This is a genomic window from Pseudooceanicola profundi, from assembly GCF_050897955.1.
In the GTDB taxonomy this organism is placed as follows: domain Bacteria; phylum Pseudomonadota; class Alphaproteobacteria; order Rhodobacterales; family Rhodobacteraceae; genus Pseudooceanicola.
In genome coordinates this window covers 110380-133520 of the sequence record NZ_JBPAXZ010000003.1, presented here as the reverse complement: position 1 = coordinate 133520, position 23141 = coordinate 110380, and the positions used below count along the sequence as shown (strand labels likewise).

Genomic DNA, 23141 nt, shown 5'->3' with positions numbered 1-23141 from the left:
TTACCCCTTTCCCAGAAGCTGACGTGCGGCCGAAAAGCCCGGCACGAGGCCACGCGGGCGCAGCCGGATCAGGACAATGGCACCCGCCAGCACGATCGCGGAGGCGAAGGAGGGATCGACCTGATAGTTCAGCAGCGTCTCCGCCCCGCCGATGGCCGCCGACCCGGCAATCGCGCCAAGGATCGACCCGATCCCGCCAAGGATCACGGCAAGGAAGGCCTTGCCGAGGTAGAAGATGCCCAGATGCGCCTCCACAGAGGCGAGCGGCGCCACCAGAACCCCCGCCAGCGCGGCGAGCGCCGAGCCTCCCGCAAAGGCCATCTGGTTGACGCGTTTCGCGTTTACCCCAAGCGCCTCGGCCATGGTCGGGTTCTGGATTACCGCGCGCAGATCAGTGCCGAACCGTGTCCGCGCCAGCCCGACAAGGCAGATCACGATCACCAGCGCCGAAATCCCCAGCACCAGCAGACGATAGGCCGGATATTCGACACCCAGCACGGGCACAGTCCCTTGCAGTGGTGCCGTGATGATCTGCGGCTGCACGCCAAAGATCAGGTCGATGCTCTTCTGGATGATCAGGCTGACCGCAAAGGTGGCAAGGATCGTGTCCAGCAGTCGGGTATAGAGCCGCCGGATCACCACATATTCCAGGATCAGACCAAAACCTGCCCCCACCAGCGGCGCCAGAAACAGGCAGATCCACCAGGCCAGCGGCCCGTTGCCAAACCCCAGCAGCGCCTGCACGAAGGACAGGGTATAGGCGCCGATGGTCATGAACTCGCCATGCGCCATGTTCACGATATCCATCAGGCCAAAGACCACGGCGAGGCCTAGCGCGATGATCGACAGGATGCCGATATAGGTCAGCGCATTCAGCGTGAAGGTCACGAAATCCTGCATCGGGTTACCTCCGCCGGCCGATATTGACGCGGACATGCATGCCGTCATCGTCCAGCAGTTCGCTGCGGATCTCGGCATTCATACGGTTGAGGACGAAATCACGCACCTCAAGGATGTGCAGCCGCATCTCGTCGCGCACCTGATCGCGGTCGCCCGCGCGGCAGGCACTGAGGATCCGCCGGTGCGCCTCGGCGTTGGAGCGGCCGAATTCGCCGTAATGTTCCGCTGATTCCGCCCAGCTGATCTCCACCACGGTGCGCAGCGTTTCGTTGATCATCTGACCGGTGAAGCTGAGCATGGAATTGGGGTTGGACCGTGCAAAGACATCATGGAAGTTCAGATCCTCCTGACGGCTGCGCATCGCTTCCTCGCTGTCGGGGGCGGCATCGGTGGCGCTCAATTCGATCGAGCGCTCCATCATCGCAAAATTGTCTTCCGTCAGATATGGCACGGCCCCGGCCGCCAGCTCCGGCTCGATCAGCAGGCGCTGTTCATAGATGTCCGCCACGCTGAGCCCCTGAAAGAAGAGGTAGTTCTGCACAAAGCGGAAGGTCCGGTCGAAGGGCGGCACTTCCAGCCGCGCCCCGCCCTTGGGTCCGGTTGAAAGCGTCACCAGCCCCTGCACCTCCAGCACCTTCAGCGCCTCGCGGATCACCCCGCGGGAGACGCCGAAGATCTCCTGCAGCTCCGCCTCCTTGGGCAGGCGGTCGCCGGGCGACAGCGCGCGGTCGCTGATCCAGGCCTTGATTTCGCCGACGACGAGGTCGCCGCGCTTGCGGTGGCGCAGCGAGCTTGCGGTCAGGATCTGGCTGTCTTCGGTCATCTGGAGCCTCTGTGTCACGAATCGTTGATTTATTTGATGGACCGATTATCAGTTTGTCAAATTATGATCATAAATAAACTCAGGACGAGGACGATTAAGATGGATCTGCCCACACCTTCAGCCCGCACCCCCGGAATTACGGCCCTGACCAATGGGTTTCGCGATGGGTCTGACAGCCCGGTCGCCGCGCTGGCGCGTACCATGGCGCAGGCAAATGCCTCCCAACCGGTCCTGAATGCCTTCACCGCCTTTGACCCGTCGGCGGAGGAGGCGGCGCAGCAATCGGCAGATCGCTGGGCGCGCGGGGCTGAAATCGGGCCGCTGGACGGAATGCCAATCTCGATCAAGGACAATATCCATGCCATGGGCATGCCGTCGCGCTACGGATCGCGCTCCACGCCCGACGCCCCGGACACATTCGACAGCCCAAGCGTGGCAAGGCTGAGAGAGGCGGGCGCGGTGATCTTCGGCAAGACCACGCTGCCGGAATTCGCCCATAAGATCACCACCGACAGCCCGCTGACCGGCATTACCCGTAACCCCTGGGACCTGACGCGGACGCCGGGCGGCTCCAGCGGCGGCGCCTCGGCGGCCATGGCGGGCGGCATCGGTGCGGCGGCGATCGGGACGGATGGCGGCGGGTCGATCCGCGTGCCCTGCGCCTGGACCGGCCTCTTTGGCCTCAAACCCAGTTTCGGCCGGGTACCGCATCACCCGCGCGGGCCGTTTGCCATGCTCAGCCATGTCGGCCCGATGACCCGCTGCGTCGCCGATGCCCGCCTGCTGATGGAGGCGCTCGCCCGCCCCGATGTGGCGGACTGGTTCGCCCTGCCCGAAGGGGCAGAGGGGCGGCGCATGCCGGAGCGCGGCGTCACGGGCCTGCGGATCGCGCTCAGCCCGCAGCTTGGCCTGCCGGATCAGGTGGAGCCGGACATTGCGGCCACCGTCCGTCATGTCGCCGACCTCCTCTCCGACGGGGGGGCCCAGCTGACGGAGGCCAATCCGCCGCTTGTGGCGGAGGCCACGCAGCTGCACGGCGTTCTCTGGAGCTCTTTCTGCTATCGGGTGCTGTCGAAAATGTCAGCCGAAGCACGCGATGCGGTCGACCCAACCCTGACCGAGCTGGCCGATCTGGGCGCGACCATAACCCGCGACCATGTGGTGGAGGCGATCATCGCGCGGGGTGAGATCGGCCATGCCGCCAACCGTTTTTTCAGCGACCATGACATCCTGATCGCCCCGGTCACGGCAACCGTCGCGCCGGAGATCGACGGACCCGGTCGCCCGCGCCCCGGCTTCACACAATGGAGCAATCATACCGGCTTTCCCGCCGCCAGCATCCCTGCGGGCCTCACCTCCGCCGGGCTGCCCATCGGTGTTCAGATCATCGGCCCGCGGTTCAGCGATGCGCTCGTGCTGGATGTCTGCGACTGGCTGGAAGCCCGTCTGCCCGTCATGCCGGAGGCGCCGCATGTCTTCTGAGGACTGGTCCCCGCGCCGTATCACCGTGACCGAAGACACCTGCCTGCGGGACGCGGGACGGCCGGTCGACCCGCCGCTGCGCCGCCTTGCTGTTGCGGCCATCCTGCCGAACCCTTGCGCCGGGGGATGGGATCAGGACCTTGCGGCGCTGCGGACGCTTGGCAAAACGGCCGGCACCGAACTGACCCGGATCGGCTGCCAGAACCTTGGCACCGGGGCGATCCAGAGCTACGGCAAGGCGGTTCTCGTCGGCCTTGGCGGAGAGCTGGAACATGCCGCCGCGATCCTGCATGTCGGCTTTGTTCCGGGCCTGCGCGCGGTCCTGCCGTCCTCCTCGCTCATGCCCGCCACGAAACGGGTCTGCGCGCCGGGCGCGGAAATTACCGTGCCGCTGGGACATATCCACGATGCCTGGTCGCCTGAGCACTGGGATGCGATGCATTTGACCATGACGGATGGGCCGGCGCAGGACGAGCTTGCGATTATTCTGGTCCTGACAACGGGCGGCCGGCCGAATTTCAGGGTTGGCGATCACCGTCCCGAGGCACACTGGCCCGAGGTTTGAGGTCTCGGGCCCATGGCGGCCAATCACGCGGCGCGGTCACTCCGCGATGAGGTGTTTCAGGGCGTCAGGGTCGATATCGACACCCAGGCCGGGCCCCTCCGGCATCATCAGGCATCCGTCCGAGATCGTCAGCGGTTCTGTCAAGATATCGTCGCGCAGCGGGTTCCGGGTGATGTCATATTCCACCATCATGTCGGAACAGGCGTAATGCGGATGGCGCGGCAGGGAGGCGGTGAAATGCGCCGCCGCGATCTGGGCAATCGCCCCGCCCCAGACATGTGGCGAGAGGTTGAGCCCCGATAGCTGCGCGTAATCCGCGATGATCCGCCCTTCAAGGAAGCCGCCGCAGAGGTTGAGATCGGGCATCAGTACATCGACGCCTCCGGTCTCTGCCAGCGCCTTGAACTCATGCCCCATGATCGCGACCTCGCCGGAGGCGATGCGCAGCCGGCAGGTCTGCGCCAGCCTGCGGTAGCCGTCGAGGTTTTCGGGCGCGACGGGTTCTTCGACCCACCAGGGGTCGCAGTCCTGCAGATGCTGCAGCGACCAGAGCGCATCATCCGCCGAATAGCTGCCGTTCATATCGATCATCAGCCGGGCGTCGGGGCCGATGATGCTGCGCGCCAGACGGGCGCGTTCGGCATCTTCGCGCGGGTCGCGGCCGATTTTGATCTTGTAGCCGATGAAGGAGCCTGCCACGCGCTCAAGCTGGGCGCGCAGATCCGGCGCACCCTCTTCGTTGAACAGCCCGCCCGAGGCATAGAGTGTGACCGATGTCCGCGCCTCGCCGCCCAGCATCCGGTAAAGCGGCATGCCCAGCATTTTGGCCCAGGCGTCATGCAGCGCGATATCGACGCCGCTGACGGCGGCGGCCAGCTGGCTGGACCCGCGCACATGGTAGAACTTGTTCACCATATAGCGCCAGATCGCGGGATGATCGGTCAGCGGACGCCCGATATAGGCCTCCCGGATCAGGTCGAGATAGGCCATGCTGGCGGCGGGCATGCCAAAGCATTCGCCCAGCCCCTCGACCCCGCCGCGGGTCTTGAGCCGCAGCAGCGTGGTGCCGCGCTGGCCACCCATCTCCCGGGCGCTGCCGGTGGCCGCACCGCCATAGGGGGTGCAGCGCAGCGGGATCATGTCGATCGACACGATCTCGGAATCGCGCAGGAAGTCACCCGGCATAATCTGTGCTGTGGACATGGTCATCCTCCGTAGAAGACACTGGGCAACCACATGGTCAGCCCCGGGATGAAGGACACGCAGAGCAGCGCGAGCACCAGCGCGATGAAGAAGGGGGCGGTGGCCTTGACCGCAAAGGCCATGGTCACGCCGGAGACGCGGGCCAGGGTAAATGTCACCAGGCCGACCGGCGGCGTCAGCAGACCGATCATCAGGTTCAGCACCATGATGACCCCGAACTGGACAGGTTCGATCCCGACATCGGCGGCGATCGGCAGCAGGACCGGCGTCAGGATCATGATGGCCGCGCCCGGTTCCATGAAGCAGCCGACGACCAGCAACACGAGGTTGAGGAAGAGGATGATCAGGATCGGATTGTCGGAGATGGAGGTCACCCACTGGGCAAAATCCGTCGGCACGCCTTCGCGCGACAGGATCCAGGAGAAGATGCCCGATGCCGCGACGATGAAGAGCAGAACGCTGCTTGTCTCCACCGTTTCGATCAGGATCCGCACGAGGGCGGCGGCGCTGAGGCGGCGATAGACCAGCACGCCGAGGATGAGCACATAGGCCACGGCCGCGACGGCGCTTTCGGTGGGGGTGAAGACGCCCAGAAGGATGCCGCCAACGATGATGACGGGCGTCATCAGCGACAGGCCCGCGCGCAGGAAGGTCCGCCCGAGCTTGGCGATATGGAAGGTCTCATCCGCCGGATAGCCGCGGCGATGCGCGATCACCCAGACCACGGCCATCAGCAGCACGGCCATCAGCAGCCCCGGCAGGATCCCCGCCACAAAAAGCTGCCCGATGGAGGCGGAGGCCGCCACGCCATAGATCACCATGGGCAGCGACGGCGGAATGATCGGCCCGATGGTGGAAGACGCCGCCGTGATCCCGATGGCGAAATCGTCATCGTAATTGCGGTCGCGCATGGCCTTGATCTCAACAGCGCCGAGGCCGCCGGCATCGGCCACAGCCGCGCCGGACATGCCCGCGAAGAGGACAGAGGCGCCAACGTTCACATGGCCCATCCCGCCCTTCATCCAGCCGACACCGGCCATGGCAAAGGCAAAGATCCGGTCGGTGACACCGCAGGCATTCATCAGGCTGCCCGCCAGCACGAAGAAGGGCACGGCCAGCAGCACGAAACTGTCGACGCCTGCGACCATGCGCTGCATCATGACGATCTCGGGCAGGCGTTCGCTCATCAGCAGATAGATCAGCGAGGATCCGGCCAGGGCCACGCCCACCGGAAGACCAAGCAGGATCAGCAGGACGAGCGCTCCGAACAGTACAGTCATTATTTGGTCTCCGGTTCCGCCGGGGCGATCACATGCATGGCGGAGCGCAGGGTCGCGGCGATCAGGCAGAGCATGACGATGATGAAGATCCATCCACGCGAAAGATCGACGCTCGACATCGAACTGGGCCAGACGCGGCCAGCGGTTTCCCAGGCGAGCCAGGCGCTGTAGCCATAAAAGAGCGTGCAGACGAGGTGCCGTCCGCGCTGAAGCCAGAGCGGCGCACCGCCCAGAACCTCCCATATATCGGCCGCGATATGGGTTTTGCGGTGCACGGCCGCGGCCGATCCGGCAAAGACCGTCATGATCAGCAGGGTGCGCGACATCTCTTCGCCCCAGAGGATCGAATAGCTGGCGAGGTAGCGCAGGCTGAACTGGGCAAAAACCAGCACGCAGAGCAGAACGATCAGCACCAGCGCGATGATCTCTTCGAATGACAGGCGCGCCAGTGTGGCGCGCAAGTCGTTGGTTTCGACATCGGTGTCCTGCACCGTGTCACTGCTCAGAACAGGGTCCTGCATCATTTAATGGCGCTCAGCGCATCAAACTGCTCGGGTGTCCAGGTGGCGTCAGGTCCGTTGATCACGGATTTGACGGCCTCGGCAAACGGGGCGCGGTCGACCTCGTTCACGTTGACGCCATTGTCGCGATACCAGGTGATCAGGTCTGCTTCCTGCTGACGGATATCTTCGCTGCCCTGAGCACAGGCTTCCTGAAAGACTTCACGGAAGATCTTCTGATCCTCTTCGGACAGGCTGCCCCAGGCAGAGCCGGAGATGATCGCCAGCTGGGCATCCACGATATGGCCGGTCAGGCTGATATCGGACTGCACCTCGTAGAACTTCATCGCCTTGATGGTCGGCAGCGGGTTTTCCTGCCCGTCAACGACACCCTGCTGCAGCGCCAGATAAACCTCGGAGAAGGCGATCGGCGTCGGGTTTGCGCCCACGGCCAGCGGGAACATCTTCAGCAGCGGCGCATCCGGCACGCGGATCTTCATGCCCTTCATGTCGTCGGGCGAGGTCACCGGCTTGTTGGCCGTGACATGGCGTTCGCCGGCATAGATCGTGGCCAGCGGCACGTTGCCGGTTGCGTCCTGATAGCCGTCTGCCAGTTCGTCAAAGAAGTCGCTGGCGGCATAGGCCTGCCAATGTGCAAAATCCCGGAAGACGAAGGGCGCGCTGGCCACGGCAAGCGGGCCGTAGCTGCGCCCGGCAAAGGCGTTACCGGTGTAGATGATATCGACGGTGCCGAGGGCCAGACCCTCGTTGGTTTCCGTCTCGCTGCCCAGCTGGGCGCCGGGGAAAATCTCCAGCGTGTGGCGCCCTTCGGTCCGCTCTTCGATCTGAGCGGCGGCCCATTGGGTCCATTTGTGGTGCGAATGGCTCTCGGGCAGAATATGCGCGAAAACGAAATTGTCGGCTTGTGCGGTGGTGGTGAAACCAAGAGCTGCCAGCGAAACGGCAGCAGCGGTAAGAGTCTTCAGCATCTGTACCTCCCAATGCGGATGCTCTGCGGTTCGTAATCCTTGCCAGAGGTCCGTAAATTGTCTAGTTGTTCGTGATTATGGCGAACAACTAATTAATAAGTCTCTGGTAAAGAAAGATAAAAATAATCATGGTAAGGTCGACAAGGCAGACAAATTCTGACACCCGATCCGATGTGATCTTCCGGGAACTCTACCACAGGATCGAACGCGGAAGCCTGGTTCGCGGGGAGCGTGTTCCGACGGAGGCCGATCTTTGTGCCGAGTTCGGTGTCGGCCGGATGGCCGTCCGGCGCGCGATTGAACGGCTGCGCAGGATGAACCTGGTGGAGACACGGCAGGGCTCCGGTTCTTATGTGATGAGCCGCCCGGAGTCGGATTTCGACGCCCCGTCCCAGGTTCATACGGAGCAGGACCTTGCGCGGCTCTTCGAATATCGCATCGTTCTGGAACGGGAGGCGGCCGCGCTGGCCGCGGAACGTCGCGAGGCGGCCGATATCATCGCTCTCAAGGCGCGGCTGGGGAATATGGATCTGGCGGTGAACGAGGGGCGCATCACCTTTGTCGAGGATTTCGACTTCCATCTCGATATTGCCCGCGCGTCAAAGAACGCTTTCCTGATTTCCGGCATCGCGGCACTGAGGACCGACGTTGTGTTCCGCATGCATGAAGGCCGTGCGGCGCAGATCCTGTCGCCGCGCGAACGTCTGAGCCTGATCGAGGCCGAACATCACGATATTCTGGATGCAATCGTGACCGGGTCTCCTGCACGGGCGCGCAGTGCGATGGAACTGCATATTCAGCTGTCCTTGCGCCGGGTGCAGGTCGGTATCGTCTGACATCATTGAGTGCCGGAGAGGCCGGACGCCCGATCCCGCCGCGCACTCTCCGCGATCACCGGCGTCAGGCGGATTTTCGATCCGGAGCGCACAGGCTGGTTACATAATCAGGATTAAGCGGTGCGGAGCCGTGAGCGGGTGCGCTGTCCTTTGGATTCAATACGGAGCGGATACGGCGCCCGTTTTTAATGCGGGTGTGGTCCCTCTGATGAGCAAGGCCATCACCGCGTCGGCGGCGACCTGGGTTCCCGGGCGTTTTTTCATATCGGCGGAAATGTTGCGCAGGCGATCGTGGAGCAATTTGTCGGACAAGAGCGCGTCCAGCGCGCTGTGCAATTCCTTTGCCGACCAGTCGCTACGATTCATCCAAAGCCCAAGCTGGGCTTGAACGGTGCTCTGCGCATTATCATGGCCGTCCCAACAATACGGCATCACCAACGACGGCACGCCGTGAAACAGGGCCTCGCAAAAGCTGTTGTTGCCACCGTGGTGAATGAAGAGATCACATTGCGCCACCACCGAAGGCTGGGGGAACCAGTCGCCCAGGTGCACATTGTCGGGCACCCGATCGTAGGTTTCGAGAAAGCCGCCGACATTGACAAGGAACCGCGCGGGATAGTCGCCGAAGGCCTCAAGCAGGCGCTGGATCAGTTCGGTGTCCAGCGCACCGAGCGATCCGAAACTGGTGTAGACCAGCGGCCCCGCATCATTGGGAAAAAACGGCAAGTCATAGGGGCTTTCCGTGCGGACACAGCCCTCAAGATAAGTGAACCGGTCCGCAGGCAGCGGGTCCTGCCGGTCATAGCGCACCACCGAGGGCGCCAGCAGAAGATTGAGATCGGCGGAGTTTTCAAGAAAGACCGCGTCGGGCAGCGGACGAAGCCCGCAGGTCCGACGAAAATCATTATAGCGTTTGTGCGCCGCGGAGGTCGCGCGACTGTATTCGGCGCGGAAGGCATCACAGGCAGCCCCGTCCTGCGGGTCGAGGCCGGACAGATAAGGCGGCACGCGGGCGTCCGGGATTTCCGTTTCAGCACAGGATACGACGCGCACCCAGGGTACGCCGGACTCTGCAATGGCAGGAAACATGATAACATTGTCCAGCAGCACCGCATTGGGGCGGATCTGCGCCAGCACGGATCGCAGGCTGTCTTCGACCTCTATCGCGGTATCGACGATGGCATCCCAGGTTGGCCCGACATAGGTTGTCAGCTGGTCACGCGGACTGAGATTGAAATGCGGCAGATGCGTGGTGACGAAGTCGGTCCAGCGCGCCTCTGTCGTCTGGCCGTCGGGAGCGACCTGCCGCGTCAGGTGGTATTCCGTGAAACCGTACTCCGCAAAGACCCCGACAAACCCCGGATGACAGATGAACACCGGCCGGGCACCACGTTTGCGCAACTCCTGAGCGATGCCGACGCAGTTCAGCGCGGCGCCGAAACTGGCCTCGGGAAACAGGGCTATTGTCGGGGGCGCGTTCACGGGTCCTAACCTCTCGAAAGCGGGGAGATCCCGCGATTGGCCGCTTCGGGACGGCGGATGTTGGACCTGCGCAGATGGACGATCATCTGATCGGCGGCAAGATCATTCTGTTTGCGATCAAGGCTGTCGAGGATTTCAAGATGTTCCTCCATCGCCTTGCGCATGCGGAACGAGGGGATCGTGCCCCCGGTTTTCGAGGCCATGCGCAGACGGTGATGCGCCATCAGGGTCGCGCGCAGAAACCGGTTGGCCGCGCTCTCGGCCAGCAGCATGTGGAAATCATTGTCCGTACGGCGAAAGCGGGCGCCGGTCGCAGCTGCCTCATCCAGCAGCAGAAACTCTTCCATCTGGCTGCGCAGCACGCCCGATTTCTTGCCGTCGAGCGTAAATCCCGGTGAGGTGAGCGCCAGCGGCTCCATCGCGAGGCGCATTTCAAAGCTGTCGCTGAGCGCCCGGGGCGAGTCGATCATGGGCTGAAACGCCCAGGCCCGGCCGGGAAGCTGAGTGACCATCCCCTCTCTCGACAGTACTTTTAGCGCAAATAGTACTGCACTCCGCGAAGCGCTGTATCTGCGGGCAAGTGCGCTGACGGACTGAATCTCGGAAAGGCGGCGTCCTGTGCGGTCAGCAAGGATACGATCCGCCAGCGTGGCCTCTTCGCCCTCCAGCTCAGACAGGGCGGCGGTTATGGCATCGGGCGCATCCAGCGCAAGAAAATAGCCCCTCTCCTGTCGCCACTCAAGAACATTGCATGTTTCCAATAGTTTGAATGCAGATCGTACAGGCGTGCGCGACACGGAACAGGCGTCGGAAAACACCTGCTCCGGCAGATGATCGCCCGCGCTCAGCCCCTTCTCAAAGGCGACGCCCACGATCTGTCGGGCCAGATCGAGATGACTTTGATGAGAGGCGCGCCGGGTTCCCGCCAAATCTTACTCCAGTTCACGCGGTTTATTGCGGATGTCGCGGTCAAATCTAAAAGAACAGCAAATACAAATTGACGTTCTTTTGATCACAAAAATACAGTTTAGCCAGGCGGCAAGCAATAGCTGCCACGAAAATTTCTCGGCCCATATGCCGGGTGAAAACCACACAGGGAGTTCTTTGATGGGTACGAAATCTTTTACGACCGCGGGCCTCTCCGCGCTGGCCCTGGCGGCCTCGTTCGGTGCGGCGCAGGCGCAGAGCCTCGTCGTCTCGAACTGGGACGGCTACATGGCGGCAGACGCAATCGAAAGCTACACTGCCGCCACCGGCAACGAGGCAGAACTGGTGCTGCACGGCACGAACGAAGAGATCATGGGCAAGCTGATCGCTTCCAAGGGCAAGGGCTATGACGTGGTCTTTGTCTCTTCCCCCTTTGCCGAAGTGCTCAACAACCTTGGTCTGGCGGAAACGCTGGATCACGCCAAACTGCCGAATATCGCCAACCTCTATCCCGAGGCCGGGGAGCTGGAGCATGATCCCGGCAACACCTTCTCGATCCCCTACGCCTGGGGCACGACGGGCCTGTGCTACCGGTCCGATCTGGTCGCGGATGCGCCGGACAGCTGGAATGACCTGTTGATCCCCGCCGCCGATGTGTCGGGCAAGACGACGATGCTCGCCACCGACCGCTGGCTTCTGGGCGCGGGCTTTCTGGCCAAGGGCTATTCGGTCAACGAAACCGACGAGGACAAGGTCGCGGAAGTGCGTGATCTTCTGATCGATGCCAAGAAGACCCTGCTCGCCTATGACGACACGACTTTTTACGCCAAACTGGTGTCCGGCGAGGCCGAACTGGTCCACGCATGGGACGGCTGGTGCAACTACGGCATCGGCGAGAATTCGGACATCAAATATGTGATTCCGGAAGAAGGTTCTGACCTCTGGGTGGATACAATGGTGATCCTGAAAGGATCGGAAAACAAAGACGCGGCCTATGCCTTCGTCGACTTCATCCTCGATGCGGCGAACCATGCCTGGGCGGCCGAGAACATCCTTTACAAAGTTCCGAACAAGCCTGCGATGGACAGCTTGTCCGCAGATCTCCTTGAAACCTTCCCGAACATGGCGATCAGTGCGGAACAATTGCTGAGCTACGAGCAATTGCGCGATGTCGGCGAAGCACAGCGTCTTTACAGCCGCACCGTCTCAGAGATCAAGGCGGCGCAATAAGCCGTTGCGGTCGGACCGGGACGCAGCGTTCTGGCCCGACCGAGAGACAGCCCCAAAGGCAAGAAAACAAGACCGGACCCGGATGGCAGGACACCGCGCCGCCGGGTCCCGATATTGCAAAGATCGCAGCTCTCCACGGGCCTGCGTATGGAACAAGCCTCGCGATGAAAGACCGCAGACCTCTCTATCTGATGGCACCGGCCCTTGCATGGCTGACCGCCTTTATGGTCATTCCCTGCCTGCTGATCCTTGCACTCGCATTTTTTCGGCGCGGTATTTACGGCGGCATCGAATATACATTCACGCTCGAGAATCTGGCGCTGGTCTTTGATCCGCTCTATGCCGGGATCTTCTTAAAATCCGCCATGATCGCAGGACTTTCAGCGCTGATTGCCGTCATTGTCGGCTATGCTGCCGCCTTTGCCATAGCCGCTGCGCCGCCGCGCCGCCAGCCGTTGCTATTGTTCCTGGCCGTGCTGCCTTTCTGGTCGAATTATCTGGTGCGGACCTATGCCTGGATCGTCCTTTTGAACCGCGAAGGGCTGATCGCCGGAATAGCGCAATGGCTCGGGTTTGAAGGTGACCTGCCCAAGCTGCTGTATACGGAAGGCGCGGTCGTCGTGGGCCTTATCTACAACTACCTCCCCTTCGTCATTCTAGCCTGTTATGCGCCACTATCGCGCCTCAACCCCGAGATTGCCGAAGCATCGCATGACCTTGGTGCTTCTGGCTGGACGACCTTCCGGCGGGTGACGGTGCCGCTCACGTTTCCCGGAATTGCCACCGGTTTTGTCTTCGTCTTTGTCCTGTCGATCGGCAATTTCGTCACCCCCGCTCTGCTTGGCGGTGGCCAGTTTCAGATGATCGGCAACCTGGTTTATGCGCAATTTCTGACAGCCAATGACTGGCCTTTTGGGTCGGCGCTCTCAATGATCCTGATCGCGCTCATGATGGGCATGCTGACACTTCAGACTTTTGCCACCGAACGCGCCTCCGGCGCCCGTCGAGAGGAAGGCTGACATGGCGCAGCACGCAAACTCTCGTCTCATGCTCTGCATTCTCGCCGCTGTCTTCGCCTTTCTTTACGTGCCGATTTCAGTTCTTGTTGCGCTGTCGTTCAATGACGGCGGCCTGCCGACCGCGTGGACCGGGTTTTCCGTCAAATGGTACGGAGAGTTGTTCCGAAATGCCGATATAATGTCGGCGGCCTTCAACACTCTGATCGTGGCGTTGATCTCAACCGTTTTTGCAACCCTCTTTGGCACGCTGCTGGCCATCGGAGTAGAAATCCGTCGCCGAAAGGGACGGTTTCTGGAAACTGTAATTTTTGCCCCGATGATCATCCCGGACATCGTGCTGGCCATCGCACTGCTGTCGTTCTTTTCCATGCTGAATGTCACGATGGGCCTGCATACGGTCATTCTCAGCCATGTCGTCTTCAATCTGGCCTTCGTCTGTTCGGTCGTTCGCGCGCGTCTCAAAACTTTTGACTGGTCGATCGTGGAGGCGTCGGCCGACCTTGGAGCATCGACGCCAACAACCATACGGCGCATCGTCATTCCGGTGATGATGCCGGCGATCATCGCGGGGGCTCTCTTGGCCTTCACCCTGTCGGTCGATGAATTCATCATCGCGTTTTTCACCGCCGGTGCGGGCCGTGCATCTATCACTCTGCCAATGCAAATCTTTGCCATGATCCGCTTTGGCGTCACCCCTGAAATCAACGCGCTCGCCACCATCGTCATGGCCGTTTCGGTCATCGCACTGAGCCTGTCGCAACGCCTGAATCGCGGAGGTCTGCCCGGTCAATGACCCAGCCCCTGTTGTCCCTCAAGAACATCCGGAAATACTACGGCACCGCCCGTGCGGTGGAGCATCTGGATCTCGATATCGAGGAAAACGAATTCTTTGCCCTGCTTGGCGCATCCGGCAGCGGCAAAACCACGCTGTTGCGGATGCTGGCCGGATTCGAAACGCCCAGTTCGGGCCAGATCCTGCTGAACGGCGAGGACATTTCCCACCTGCCGCCGAACCGGCGTCCGGTGAACCTGATGTTCCAGTCCTATGCGCTGTTCCCGCATATGACCGTCGCCCAGAACATTGCCTACGGGCTGGAGATGGAGCGCCTGCCAAAAGCGGAGATCCGGGCCCGTGTTGACGACATGCTGCATATCATCCAGCTGGCGCATCTGGCGGGGCGCAAGCCTGACCAGCTGTCCGGCGGACAACGCCAGCGCGTCGCGCTTGGCCGGGCGCTTGTCAAACGGCCGCGGCTGCTGCTGCTGGACGAACCGCTTGGCGCCCTGGACAAGAAGCTGCGCGGCGAGATGCAGCTTGAGCTCAAGCGTATTCAGGCCGAATTCGGAATCACCTTCATCGTCGTGACCCACGATCAGGAAGAGGCGCTGGTCATGGCCGACCGCGTGGCGATCCTGAAGGATGGCGCGCTGCTGCAATGCGGCACCCCGCACCAGATTTATGAACATCCCGAAAGCCGGTATGCGGCCGATTTCATCGGTGTGATCAACTTTGTCGAGGCAACCGCCGGGTCCGATGGCCTGGTGGCCGCAAACGGTCAGACCCTGCACGCCCCCCTGCCCGACGGAATCGCGCCCGGCGATGCGGTATCTGTCGCGATCCGGCCCGAACGGCTCAAGATCGGGAAACAGGGGTTCGACAACACCGTCACCGGCACGGTCGTGGCGACAGCCTATCAGGGGCTCGATCTGCAACTGCATCTGCAGACCAACCTGTCCCCGCAGCCCCTTCTCATCCGGCTGACAGCGCAGGATGTGGACGACACCCCGCTCGACGAGGGCAGCACGCTCAGCGTCGGCTGGGCCGCAAAGGACGCCCGCGTCTTCAAGACGTGACCCATGAATAAACCCCGCCTCAAGGGCGGAGAACAACAGGAGAGAGATCAATGACGCAAAAGACCTTTGCCTTCTTCCCCGAAGCGGCCTTTGGCCCCGCGCTCAATTCCGTCGGCATCGCACAGGCGGTGGAACGGATGGGCCACAAGGCGGTGTTCCTGTCTGATCCCGGCTTTGTTGACGTCTACAAGGGATACGGGTTTGAGGCGCATCCGGTGAACCTGTCCGAACCCATGCCCGCCGAACAGATGGCCAAATTCTGGGAAGACTTTATCAACGGCCACATCCCCAATTTCCGCAAGGCGCCGATCGACCAGATCGACAATTACGTCAAGGAATGCTGGGAGGCGATCGTGGACAGTGCCAAATGGGCGCAGAAGGATCTGCCCGGCATCCTGGCAGAGGTCAAACCGGACGTGATCTCTGTCGACAATGTCATCCTCTTTCCGGCGATCAAGCAGCATGGTGTCCCCTGGGTGCGCATCATCTCGTGTTCGGAGAACGAGATCGAGGACGACGCGATCCCGCCGCACCTGTCTGGCATGTCCGAAAAGGACACCGAAGGTCACAAGGCCTTCCGCGCGAAATTCAATGCGATGGTCAAGCCGCTGCATGACGATTTCAACGCCTTCCTGGCCGAAAACGGTGAAGACCCCTACCCGCTTGGCCAGTTCTTCGAGGCCTCGCCCTATCTGAACCTGCTGCTCTATCCCGAACAGGCGAAATACAATCGCTCTGTCCCGCTGGACCCGGCGCAGTTCCAGTACCTTGAAGGCTGTGTGCGCCAGGATGAGCCCTACGAGGTGCCGACCTTCAAAAAGAACAACGATGGCCCATTGCTCTATGTCTCATTTGGCTCGCTCGGCGCGGGGGATACGGATCTGCTGAAACGGCTGATCACGCTTATCGGGACAACGCGTTACCGGGCGCTGGTCAATGTCGGCGATTACGAGGCTGAATATTCCGATATCCCCGACAATGTCATCATCGGCAGCTGGTTCCCGCAGCCTTCGGTCATCCCGCAGGTCGATGCGGTGATCCATCACGGCGGCAACAACTCTTTCACCGAATGTCTCTATTTCGGCAAACCCGCGATCATCATGTCCTATGTCTGGGACGGGCATGACAATGCGATGCGGGTGCAGGAAACCGGTCACGGCTTCCGCTCGGAACGCTATGACTGGACCGATGCAGAGCTGATCGAAAAGATCGAGGCCTGCCTGACCGACCCGGATATCGCCGCCCGTCTCAAGGCCACTTCGGAGCATATGCAATCGCAGAACGGTCAGGAAAAGGCCGCGCGCCTGCTTGTCGGGTTGACGGAGGGCGCATGACCAATTTGACCTCCTCGGCCCCGCATATTCACGGGGCCACCATCTATGACGATCTGGTCGACTGGGGCCCCCAGCCCGACATGATCGCGGGGCAGTCCTATTCGACCGGCCGCCTGCTGCACAAGGGGCCGGACAATTCGCCGGAAACCGGCGTCTGGGTCTGCACGCCGGGCACCTGGCGGATCGCTGTCCCGCGGGATGAGTTCTGCCATTTCGTGTCAGGCCGGGTGATCTATCGCCGCGATGACAGCGACGAGGTGATCGAGGCGACAGCCGGCACCTGCGTGCTGTTTCCCGCCGGCTGGACCGGCACGGCGGAAATCACCGAGACGCTGCGCAATATATACATGCTTGTCTGAGCAAGGAAAAAAGACATGAAAGCACCCGTGATGCACAAGCCCCTCGCCGTCACCGATACGGTCGACTGGGGCGTGATCCCTACGATGATCGAGGGCGAAAGCCGTACCTCTGGCAAGGTCCTGCACAAGGGCCCCGAGGGTCAGAGTGAATGCGGCCTGTGGATCTGCACCCCCGGCAAATGGGAATGCCACGTCACCAAGGACGAGTTCTGCCACTTCCTCGAAGGGCGCTGCACCTATGTCCACGACAGCGGCGAGGTGATCGAGATCACGCCGGATACGGCCGCCTTTTTCCCGCAGGACTGGAAAGGCACCTGCACCGTCCATGAGACGATCAAAAAGGTCTACATGATCCGATGACGCTGGCCGTGCCGCCCTTTACTGCGGACATGCTGCCCGCCCCCGCGCCAGCCTTTCTGGCGCAGCACGGGCTGGGCGGTGTGGCCACGCAGGGCTTTGTCGCCGACGCCTCCAGCCGGTCCTATGTCCGGCTGATCGGGGCGCAGGCCCTGCTGATGGACGACCGGCATGATCCGGCGGGGTTCACGGCCTATCTGGCGATCTCGGACCACCTCAACCGGCTGGGTCTGTCGGCCCCGCGTGTGCGTGCCGCCGACCGCGACACCTGTCTCGCGCTGGTCGAGGATTTCGGCGATGCAACCTATGCCCGCTGTCTGGCCGAGGGACAGGACGAAGCCGCGCTTTACGGGCTGGCGGTCGATACGCTGCTGCATCTGCACCACGCGCGTGAGGGCGCGGCGCTCGACCGGCCGCGCTATGACCTTGGCGTTCACCTTGATGAGCTGTCGGTCTTCTCCCAATGGTTCGCCCCGGCGGTTTGTCCGGATATAAACCTGCCCGCCTTTGGCGCCGAATTCCGCCGTCTGTGGACCAAGGCCCTGACGCCTGTTGCCTCACGGCACGAAACGCTTGTCCTGCGGGACTTCCATATCGACAACCTGATGCTGCTGCCCGGTCGCCATGGCGTCGCGCGCTGCGGGTTGCTGGATTTTCAGGACGCGATCCTCGGCCCCTGCGAATATGATCTGGTCTCGCTTCTGCAGGATGCGCGGCGCGATCTGGGTCCGGGCCTCGAAGAGGCGATGCTTGACCGCTATTGCGCAGAGGCGCCCGCGCATCTGGGCGGCGCAGAGGCGATCCGCCAGCGCTATGCGTTGCTGGGCGCACAGCGGCACGCGCGGATCCTCGGCGTCTTTCTCCGCCTCGACCGGCGCGATGGCAAGCCGCGATACATGGCCTTTCTGCCCCGCGTACTGGCGCAGTTCCGCGCCGCGATGACCGCTGCCGGGCTGACTGAGATCGCCGGTTTCCTCGACACCGCGCTGCCGGGCTGGACGGATCGCGCCGCCCGGCTGGCCCCCGTGACCCTTGATCCGAACGGACCCTCCGATGACTGACACTCCCTCCCCCTGCTATTACCTCGCGCCCGGCTATGTCGCGACGCAAGGGCCGCTGCATGACGTCCAGGACCCGGCCACGCTGGAGCCGGTCGGCCAGTACGGTGAACCCTCGCCCGACCAGCTGGAGACGATCCTCGACCGGGTGAACGTGGCGCAGAAGAAATGGGCGGCGATGGATTGCAAGACCCGCGCGGGCCTGCTGCACCGGGTCGCCGATGCGATGGAACAGGCCGATATGACCGAGATCGCCGTGATGATGACGCGCGAGATCGGCAAGCCCTATCCCGAAGCGATCGGAGAGATCGCCAACATCGCGCCCGTCTTCCGCTATTTTGCCGAAATGGCGCGCGATGACGCGGGGCGCATTGCCGGTACGATCCAGCCCGGATCGTTCCAGTTCCAGACCTATACGCCCTATGGCGTGTCGGTGCATATCGTGCCCTATAACTTCCCGCTGATCCTGGGTTGCTGGACGATGGCTGCCTCGCTTGCAGCGGGCAATGGCGTGGTGCTCAAGGCCGCGCCTGCGGGCACCATCTGCACGCTGATGTTCATGAAGTTCTTCGATGCCCTGCCTGCCGATCTGATCGCCTGTGTGGGCGGCGGGGCCGAGATCGGGCGACAGCTGATCGACAGTCCAAAAACCCATGCCATCGCCTTTACCGGATCGGCAGAAGTGGGGCGCCAGATTGCCATGCAGGCGGCGGCCCACATGAAACCCTGCGTGATCGAGGGCGGCGGCAGCGACCCCATGATCGTCTCGCGCCATGCCGATATTCCGGTGGCGGCGGCGGGGGCGGTGACTACGGCGTATCTGCAATCGGGGCAGGTTTGCACCTCGGCCGAACGGATCTATGTCGAGGATGCGGTGCATGACGCCTTTGTCGCCCGGATGGTGGAAAACACCCGCCAGCTACGGGTCGGTAACGGGCTGGGCGTGGCCGAGATCGGGCCGCTTGTCTCAAGCGCCGCGCGCGACCGGGTCCTGGGCTGGATCGACAGCGCCCGCGCCAAGGGAGCGACTATCGCCATCGGTGGCGGCATTCCTGCCGATCAGCCCAAGGGCTGGTTCGTGGAGCCGACCATCGTCACCGGCGTCACCGCCGATATGGGCCTGCACGACACCGAAATATTTGGCCCCGTCGTGTCGATCATCCGGGTCGCCTCCTTTGAAGAGGCCCTGACGCAGGCCAATGACTCCCGCTTTGGCCTGGGCGCCAGCGTCTTTACCTCTGACCTCGCCGAGGCGCATCGCGCCATTGACGCCTTTCAGGCCGGGATGGTCTGGGTGAACAACCCGCTGGTGGACAATGATGCCCTGCCCTTCGGCGGCATGAAAAGCTCTGGCCTGGGTCGCGCGCTTGGCCGGGCCGGACTGGACGCCTTCCGCCAGCCCAAGATGGTCATCCTCGATCCCGTCGCAAAGATGGCGGACTGGTGGTACCCCTATCCGGACGACTGGTTCCTGGATGCGGGCGGACGGAAACACGTTTGACAGCAAGGGGTTGGCAGCACCTCGCCTCAGGAAAGGACAGCGATCATGACAACGCGGCTTTATATCGACGGCCAGTTCCGCACGCCCGTGAACGGTGGCACGCTGGCCGCCATCGACCCCGCGACCGAGCAGGAATTCGCCCGCGTTGCGGCGGCGGATGCAGCCGATGTCGACCTCGCCGTGCGCGCCGCGCGCCGGGCCTTTGACACGGGCGTCTGGTCGGGCCTGAGCGCTGCCGACCGCGCCGCCACGCTGCGCCGCATCGCCGAAGGCATCCGGTCCGAGATCCCGATGCTCGCCGCGCTTGAGACACGCGACAACGGCAAACCCCTGCCCGAAGCCATCTGGGATATCGAGGACGCGGCCTTCTGTTTCGACTATTACGCCGATCTTGCCCTTTCCGATGCCGAGGCGCCGGGGCGCAGCATCGACGTGGGTGACGCCCGGTTCGACAGCCGTGTCTGGCGCGAACCCGTTGGTGTGGTCGCCGCGATCACACCGTGGAATTTCCCCATGCTCATGGCCGTGTGGAAGGTCGCACCGGCGCTGGCGGCAGGCTGTTGCGTCGTGCTCAAACCCTCCGAACTCTGCGCGATGACCTGCCATGAGATGGCGCGGATCATTGACGCCGCCGGGGTGCCCGCGGGGGTGTTCAACCTGCTGACGGGCGACGGCCCCGCCGCTGGGGCGCCGCTCTCGGAACATCCGCTGGTCGACAAGGTCGCCTTTACCGGATCGGTCGCGACCGGGCGCCGGGTGATGACTGCCGCCGCCGCCGGGATCCGCACCGTGTCGCTGGAACTGGGCGGCAAGTCGCCCTTCGTTATCTTCGACGATGCGGATATCGAAAAGGCCGTGGAGTGGATCCTGTTTGGCATCTTCTGGAACAAGGGCGAGGTCTGTTCTGCCACCTCGCGCGTGCTGGTGCAGCGCGATCTTTATGCGCCGCTGCTCGCGCGGCTGAAAGAGGCGACAGAGGCGATCACCATCGGGCCGGGCGACCGGGACGGGATCAAGCTGGGGCCGATTGTCAGCAAGGGCCAGTATGACAAGATCATGGGGTTCCTCGACCGGGCGCGGGGCAATGGCGCCACGCTCGTGACCGGGGGCGGACGGCCCGAAGGGATCGGGACCGGCTATTTCATCGCCCCCACGATCTATGCCGATGTGCCCGCCAATGCCGAGATCTGGCGGGAAGAGATCTTTGGCCCCGTGGTCTGCCTCGCCCCGTTCGACACTGAAGAAGAGGCGCTGAGGCTGGCCAATGACAGCCCCTTCGGGCTGGCGGCGGCGGTCATGTCGCATGACCTTGAACGCTGCGACCGGATGGCGGCCAAACTGCGGGCCGGGATCATCTGGATCAACTGCTCGCAGCCGACCTTCGCGCAGGCCCCCTGGGGCGGCTACAAATCTTCGGGCATCGGGCGGGAGCTGGGCCGCGAAGGCTATGACGCCTATTTCGAGACCAAGCAGGTCACGCGCTTCGCCCGCGACGAGGACTGGGGCTGGTATCTGGGCGGGGAGGGGCAATGACCGCCCCCGCGCAGCGCATGGGCGGGGCCTCACGTGGCTGACCTTTCCGGCCTGTCGCCCCGCTTTGCAGAGACCCGGTTCCACCCCTTCTGGCAGGAGACGGTGACCGATCCGCTGCACCTGCCCCTGCTGAACGGGCCGCAAAGCTGCGATCTGGCGATTGTCGGCGCGGGGTTCACCGGGTTGTGGTCGGCGCTGAAAGCGCGCGAACGCCATCCCGATGCACGGATCATCGTGCTTGAGGGGCGGCGGCTGGCCGAGGCCGCAAGTGGCCGCAACGGCGGGTTCTGCGCGCCCAGCATTTCGCATGGGGTGGGCAATGCGCTGGCCCGCTGGCCAGACGAGGCAGAGACGCTGGTCCGGCTCGGGCTGGACAACCTCGATGCGCTGGAACGCGATCTGAGCCGCTACGGTATCGCGGCAGAGTTTGAGCGCACCGGCAAGATCAACCTGGCTGCGACGCCCTGGCAGGCCGAGGGGCTGGCCCAGATGCGCGCCGCCCATGCGCGGTTCGGCATCGACAGCCGCCTGATGACCGGCCCGGAACTGGCGGCAAAACTGCTCAGCCCGGTCTACCCGCATGGCCTGTACGAAGAGAATTACGCCTATGTGAACCCGGCGCGACTGGTGCATGGGCTGGCGCGGGCCTGTCTTAACGCCGGTGTCGAGATCTATGAGAACAGCCGCGTCACCGCCCTGCGCGACAGTGGCGAGGCGCTGCGTCTCACCACCCCCGGCGGAGAGGTCACGGCGGGCCGGGTCGCGCTGGCCACCAACGCGGATATGCCGCTCTTGCGCCGTCTGCGCCGGACCGTCGTACCGATCTACGACTACACCATCATGACCGAACCGCTGAGCGACGCGCAGCTTGCCGCAATCGGCTGGACCGGGCGGCACGGCGTGGCCGACAGCGGCAACCAGTTCCACTATTCGCGCAAGACGGCGGACAACCGCATCCTCTGGGGCGGGTATGACGCGATCCATTATTTCGGATCCAAACGCGCAGCCCACCTGTTGAACCGGGCTGAAAGCTACACCCGGCTTGAGACGAATTTCCTCGCCGCCTTTCCGGCCCTTGACGGGGTGCGGTTCAGCCATGCCTGGGGCGGGATCATCGACACCTCGGCCCGGCTGACGTTCTTTGTGGGGACCGCATTTGACGGACGGCTGGCCTATGCGCTTGGCTTTACCGGGCAGGGCGTCTCGGCCTCGCGGTTTGCGGCGCTGACCATGCTGGACCATCTGGACGGGCTGGATAGTGAACGTACCGCACTGCGCATGTCGCATCGTCTGCCCGTGCCTTTTCCGCCCGAACCCCTGCGCAGCGCCGCAATCGGTTGGGCACAGGCCGACCTTGCGAAAGAGGACCGGACCGGGCGGCGCAGCGCCATGTTGCGCGTGATGGACCGCCTTGGAATCGGCTTTGGTTCCTGACCCGTCCTGACCTAAACCTGCCGGAGACAGACATGACCCGACCAATGACCCCTTCGCATGTGATCGCCTTTGACGATCCCGCCACCCCGTGCACGACCAGCGTGACCGATGATCCGGCCCTCGTGGACGCGGCCTACACCAGCCATGCCTGGCGGCATTTTACCAACCCCGAGAAATCGGCTGTCGCCGGTATCTGGGAGGCCGGGCCGCATTGCCAACGCGAGGTCGCCGATTACGACGAGATGTGCCATATCCTCGAAGGCCAGGTACGCCTGACGGATGCAGACGGGACTGCGCGGGTCTTTGGCCCCGGCGACAGCTTCACCATAACACGCGGGTTCACCGGCACATGGGAAAACCTGACCTTTGTGCGTAAGGTCTATTTCATATTGGGGTGAACCCGCGATAGGGTTTCGTGCCGGGGCGTACAGGTATGTTTGCCGAACGGGGTGTCGCTGCTGCTGCCGCGAGCCTG

23 protein-coding genes are annotated in these 23141 nt (G+C 63.0%); 15 read left to right on the top strand and 8 right to left on the bottom strand.

Going from position 1 to position 23141, the window contains the following annotated elements; translation table 11 throughout:
• Both ACRARG_RS18455 and ACRARG_RS18450 read right to left on the bottom strand, forming a co-directional pair.
• On the bottom strand, positions 1 to 900 hold the full coding sequence (locus ACRARG_RS18455; protein WP_432691693.1) for a branched-chain amino acid ABC transporter permease: 900 nt from the start codon (positions 898 to 900) through the stop codon (positions 1 to 3).
• Between the two features lie 4 nt (positions 901 to 904).
• On the bottom strand, positions 905 to 1723 hold the full coding sequence (locus ACRARG_RS18450) for a FadR/GntR family transcriptional regulator (RefSeq protein ID WP_432691692.1): 819 nt from the start codon (positions 1721 to 1723) through the stop codon (positions 905 to 907).
• A 99-nt stretch (positions 1724 to 1822) separates the two neighbouring features.
• Here ACRARG_RS18450 and ACRARG_RS18445 point away from each other — a divergent pair, with 99 nt between their 5' ends.
• Positions 1823 to 3205, top strand: coding sequence for an amidase family protein (locus ACRARG_RS18445; protein WP_432691691.1), 1383 nt, complete (start codon positions 1823 to 1825; stop codon positions 3203 to 3205).
• On the top strand, positions 3195 to 3770 hold the full coding sequence (locus ACRARG_RS18440; protein WP_432691690.1) for an amino acid synthesis family protein: 576 nt from the start codon (positions 3195 to 3197) through the stop codon (positions 3768 to 3770). Before ACRARG_RS18445 ends, ACRARG_RS18440 begins: the two co-directional genes overlap by 11 nt.
• A 36-nt stretch (positions 3771 to 3806) precedes the next feature.
• On the opposite strand, the gene ACRARG_RS18435 is transcribed toward ACRARG_RS18440, so the two are convergent.
• Genes ACRARG_RS18435 through ACRARG_RS18420 form a run of 4 tightly spaced genes read right to left on the bottom strand, consistent with a single transcriptional unit; the run spans position 3807 to position 7742 of the window.
• Positions 3807 to 4973, bottom strand: coding sequence for a mandelate racemase/muconate lactonizing enzyme family protein (locus ACRARG_RS18435; protein ID WP_432691689.1), 1167 nt, complete (start codon positions 4971 to 4973; stop codon positions 3807 to 3809).
• Between the two features lie 2 nt (positions 4974 to 4975).
• On the bottom strand, positions 4976 to 6253 hold the full coding sequence (locus ACRARG_RS18430) for a TRAP transporter large permease (RefSeq protein WP_432691688.1): 1278 nt from the start codon (positions 6251 to 6253) through the stop codon (positions 4976 to 4978).
• Complete coding sequence (locus tag ACRARG_RS18425; RefSeq protein WP_432691687.1) at positions 6253 to 6777, bottom strand: TRAP transporter small permease; 525 nt, start codon at positions 6775 to 6777, stop codon at positions 6253 to 6255. The genes ACRARG_RS18430 and ACRARG_RS18425 overlap by 1 nt, the downstream gene beginning before the upstream one ends.
• Complete coding sequence (locus tag ACRARG_RS18420; protein ID WP_432691686.1) at positions 6774 to 7742, bottom strand: sialic acid TRAP transporter substrate-binding protein SiaP; 969 nt, start codon at positions 7740 to 7742, stop codon at positions 6774 to 6776. The genes ACRARG_RS18425 and ACRARG_RS18420 overlap by 4 nt, the downstream gene beginning before the upstream one ends.
• 173 nt (positions 7743 to 7915) lie before the next feature.
• Between ACRARG_RS18420 and ACRARG_RS18415 the strand changes: the two genes are divergently transcribed.
• Positions 7916 to 8578 carry a FadR/GntR family transcriptional regulator gene (locus ACRARG_RS18415; RefSeq protein ID WP_432691685.1) on the top strand — a complete coding sequence of 221 codons (663 nt, stop codon included), beginning with the start codon at positions 7916 to 7918 and terminating at the stop codon, positions 8576 to 8578.
• Positions 8579 to 8734: 156 nt separating this feature from the next.
• On the opposite strand, the gene ACRARG_RS18410 is transcribed toward ACRARG_RS18415, so the two are convergent.
• Positions 8735 to 10060: a glycosyltransferase gene (locus tag ACRARG_RS18410; RefSeq protein WP_432691684.1), complete on the bottom strand. Its 1326-nt coding sequence runs from the start codon at positions 10058 to 10060 to the stop codon at positions 8735 to 8737.
• 5 nt (positions 10061 to 10065) lie between these two features.
• Positions 10066 to 10989, bottom strand: a complete 924-nt coding sequence (locus ACRARG_RS18405) for a GntR family transcriptional regulator (protein ID WP_432691683.1) — start codon at positions 10987 to 10989, stop codon at positions 10066 to 10068.
• 178 nt (positions 10990 to 11167) lie between these two features.
• Here ACRARG_RS18405 and ACRARG_RS18400 point away from each other — a divergent pair, with 178 nt between their 5' ends.
• From ACRARG_RS18400 to ACRARG_RS18345, 12 genes are all read left to right on the top strand, one after another.
• Positions 11168 to 12217, top strand: a complete 1050-nt coding sequence (locus ACRARG_RS18400) for a polyamine ABC transporter substrate-binding protein (protein ID WP_432691682.1) — start codon at positions 11168 to 11170, stop codon at positions 12215 to 12217.
• A gap of 164 nt (positions 12218 to 12381) precedes the next feature.
• Positions 12382 to 13236 carry an ABC transporter permease gene (locus ACRARG_RS18395; RefSeq protein WP_432691681.1) on the top strand — a complete coding sequence of 285 codons (855 nt, stop codon included), beginning with the start codon at positions 12382 to 12384 and terminating at the stop codon, positions 13234 to 13236.
• Position 13237: 1 nt separating this feature from the next.
• Entirely contained in the window at positions 13238 to 14029 is a 792-nt protein-coding gene (locus ACRARG_RS18390) for an ABC transporter permease (RefSeq protein ID WP_432691680.1), read from the top strand.
• A complete protein-coding gene (locus ACRARG_RS18385) occupies positions 14026 to 15090 on the top strand; it encodes an ABC transporter ATP-binding protein (protein WP_432691679.1) in 1065 nt (354 codons plus the stop codon). The genes ACRARG_RS18390 and ACRARG_RS18385 overlap by 4 nt, the downstream gene beginning before the upstream one ends.
• A gap of 50 nt (positions 15091 to 15140) precedes the next feature.
• On the top strand, positions 15141 to 16424 hold the full coding sequence (locus ACRARG_RS18380; RefSeq protein WP_432691678.1) for a nucleotide disphospho-sugar-binding domain-containing protein: 1284 nt from the start codon (positions 15141 to 15143) through the stop codon (positions 16422 to 16424).
• Positions 16421 to 16783: a cupin domain-containing protein gene (locus tag ACRARG_RS18375; RefSeq protein ID WP_432691677.1), complete on the top strand. Its 363-nt coding sequence runs from the start codon at positions 16421 to 16423 to the stop codon at positions 16781 to 16783. The genes ACRARG_RS18380 and ACRARG_RS18375 overlap by 4 nt, the downstream gene beginning before the upstream one ends.
• A 15-nt stretch (positions 16784 to 16798) precedes the next feature.
• Complete coding sequence (locus ACRARG_RS18370; protein ID WP_432691676.1) at positions 16799 to 17143, top strand: cupin domain-containing protein; 345 nt, start codon at positions 16799 to 16801, stop codon at positions 17141 to 17143.
• Positions 17140 to 18201: an aminoglycoside phosphotransferase family protein gene (locus ACRARG_RS18365; protein ID WP_432691675.1), complete on the top strand. Its 1062-nt coding sequence runs from the start codon at positions 17140 to 17142 to the stop codon at positions 18199 to 18201. The genes ACRARG_RS18370 and ACRARG_RS18365 overlap by 4 nt, the downstream gene beginning before the upstream one ends.
• Entirely contained in the window at positions 18194 to 19699 is a 1506-nt protein-coding gene (locus ACRARG_RS18360; RefSeq protein ID WP_432691674.1) for an aldehyde dehydrogenase family protein, read from the top strand. The genes ACRARG_RS18365 and ACRARG_RS18360 overlap by 8 nt, the downstream gene beginning before the upstream one ends.
• A gap of 45 nt (positions 19700 to 19744) precedes the next feature.
• Positions 19745 to 21232, top strand: coding sequence for an aldehyde dehydrogenase family protein (locus ACRARG_RS18355; protein WP_432691673.1), 1488 nt, complete (start codon positions 19745 to 19747; stop codon positions 21230 to 21232).
• A 33-nt stretch (positions 21233 to 21265) separates the two neighbouring features.
• Positions 21266 to 22666, top strand: coding sequence for an NAD(P)/FAD-dependent oxidoreductase (locus tag ACRARG_RS18350; RefSeq protein ID WP_432691672.1), 1401 nt, complete (start codon positions 21266 to 21268; stop codon positions 22664 to 22666).
• Positions 22667 to 22698: 32 nt separating this feature from the next.
• Entirely contained in the window at positions 22699 to 23064 is a 366-nt protein-coding gene (locus ACRARG_RS18345; RefSeq protein WP_432691671.1) for a cupin domain-containing protein, read from the top strand.
• Positions 23065 to 23141 lie beyond the last annotated feature (77 nt).

What these genes read in the sequence shown, in the direction of transcription:
- ACRARG_RS18455 (WP_432691693.1), bottom strand. Translation starts at nt 900, where the DNA reads ATGCAGGATTTCGTGACCTTCACGCTGAATGCGCTGACCTATATCGGC.
- ACRARG_RS18450 (WP_432691692.1), bottom strand. Translation starts at nt 1,723, where the DNA reads ATGACCGAAGACAGCCAGATCCTGACCGCAAGCTCGCTGCGCCACCGC.
- ACRARG_RS18445 (WP_432691691.1), top strand. Translation starts at nt 1,823, where the DNA reads ATGGATCTGCCCACACCTTCAGCCCGCACCCCCGGAATTACGGCCCTG.
- ACRARG_RS18440 (WP_432691690.1), top strand. Translation starts at nt 3,195, where the DNA reads ATGTCTTCTGAGGACTGGTCCCCGCGCCGTATCACCGTGACCGAAGAC.
- ACRARG_RS18435 (WP_432691689.1), bottom strand. Translation starts at nt 4,973, where the DNA reads ATGTCCACAGCACAGATTATGCCGGGTGACTTCCTGCGCGATTCCGAG.
- ACRARG_RS18430 (WP_432691688.1), bottom strand. Translation starts at nt 6,253, where the DNA reads ATGACTGTACTGTTCGGAGCGCTCGTCCTGCTGATCCTGCTTGGTCTT.
- ACRARG_RS18425 (WP_432691687.1), bottom strand. Translation starts at nt 6,777, where the DNA reads ATGATGCAGGACCCTGTTCTGAGCAGTGACACGGTGCAGGACACCGAT.
- ACRARG_RS18420 (WP_432691686.1), bottom strand. Translation starts at nt 7,742, where the DNA reads ATGCTGAAGACTCTTACCGCTGCTGCCGTTTCGCTGGCAGCTCTTGGT.
- ACRARG_RS18400 (WP_432691682.1), top strand. Translation starts at nt 11,168, where the DNA reads ATGGGTACGAAATCTTTTACGACCGCGGGCCTCTCCGCGCTGGCCCTG.
- ACRARG_RS18395 (WP_432691681.1), top strand. Translation starts at nt 12,382, where the DNA reads ATGAAAGACCGCAGACCTCTCTATCTGATGGCACCGGCCCTTGCATGG.
- ACRARG_RS18390 (WP_432691680.1), top strand. Translation starts at nt 13,238, where the DNA reads ATGGCGCAGCACGCAAACTCTCGTCTCATGCTCTGCATTCTCGCCGCT.
- ACRARG_RS18385 (WP_432691679.1), top strand. Translation starts at nt 14,026, where the DNA reads ATGACCCAGCCCCTGTTGTCCCTCAAGAACATCCGGAAATACTACGGC.
- ACRARG_RS18380 (WP_432691678.1), top strand. Translation starts at nt 15,141, where the DNA reads ATGACGCAAAAGACCTTTGCCTTCTTCCCCGAAGCGGCCTTTGGCCCC.
- ACRARG_RS18375 (WP_432691677.1), top strand. Translation starts at nt 16,421, where the DNA reads ATGACCAATTTGACCTCCTCGGCCCCGCATATTCACGGGGCCACCATC.
- ACRARG_RS18370 (WP_432691676.1), top strand. Translation starts at nt 16,799, where the DNA reads ATGAAAGCACCCGTGATGCACAAGCCCCTCGCCGTCACCGATACGGTC.
- ACRARG_RS18365 (WP_432691675.1), top strand. Translation starts at nt 17,140, where the DNA reads ATGACGCTGGCCGTGCCGCCCTTTACTGCGGACATGCTGCCCGCCCCC.
- ACRARG_RS18360 (WP_432691674.1), top strand. Translation starts at nt 18,194, where the DNA reads ATGACTGACACTCCCTCCCCCTGCTATTACCTCGCGCCCGGCTATGTC.
- ACRARG_RS18355 (WP_432691673.1), top strand. Translation starts at nt 19,745, where the DNA reads ATGACAACGCGGCTTTATATCGACGGCCAGTTCCGCACGCCCGTGAAC.
- ACRARG_RS18345 (WP_432691671.1), top strand. Translation starts at nt 22,699, where the DNA reads ATGACCCGACCAATGACCCCTTCGCATGTGATCGCCTTTGACGATCCC.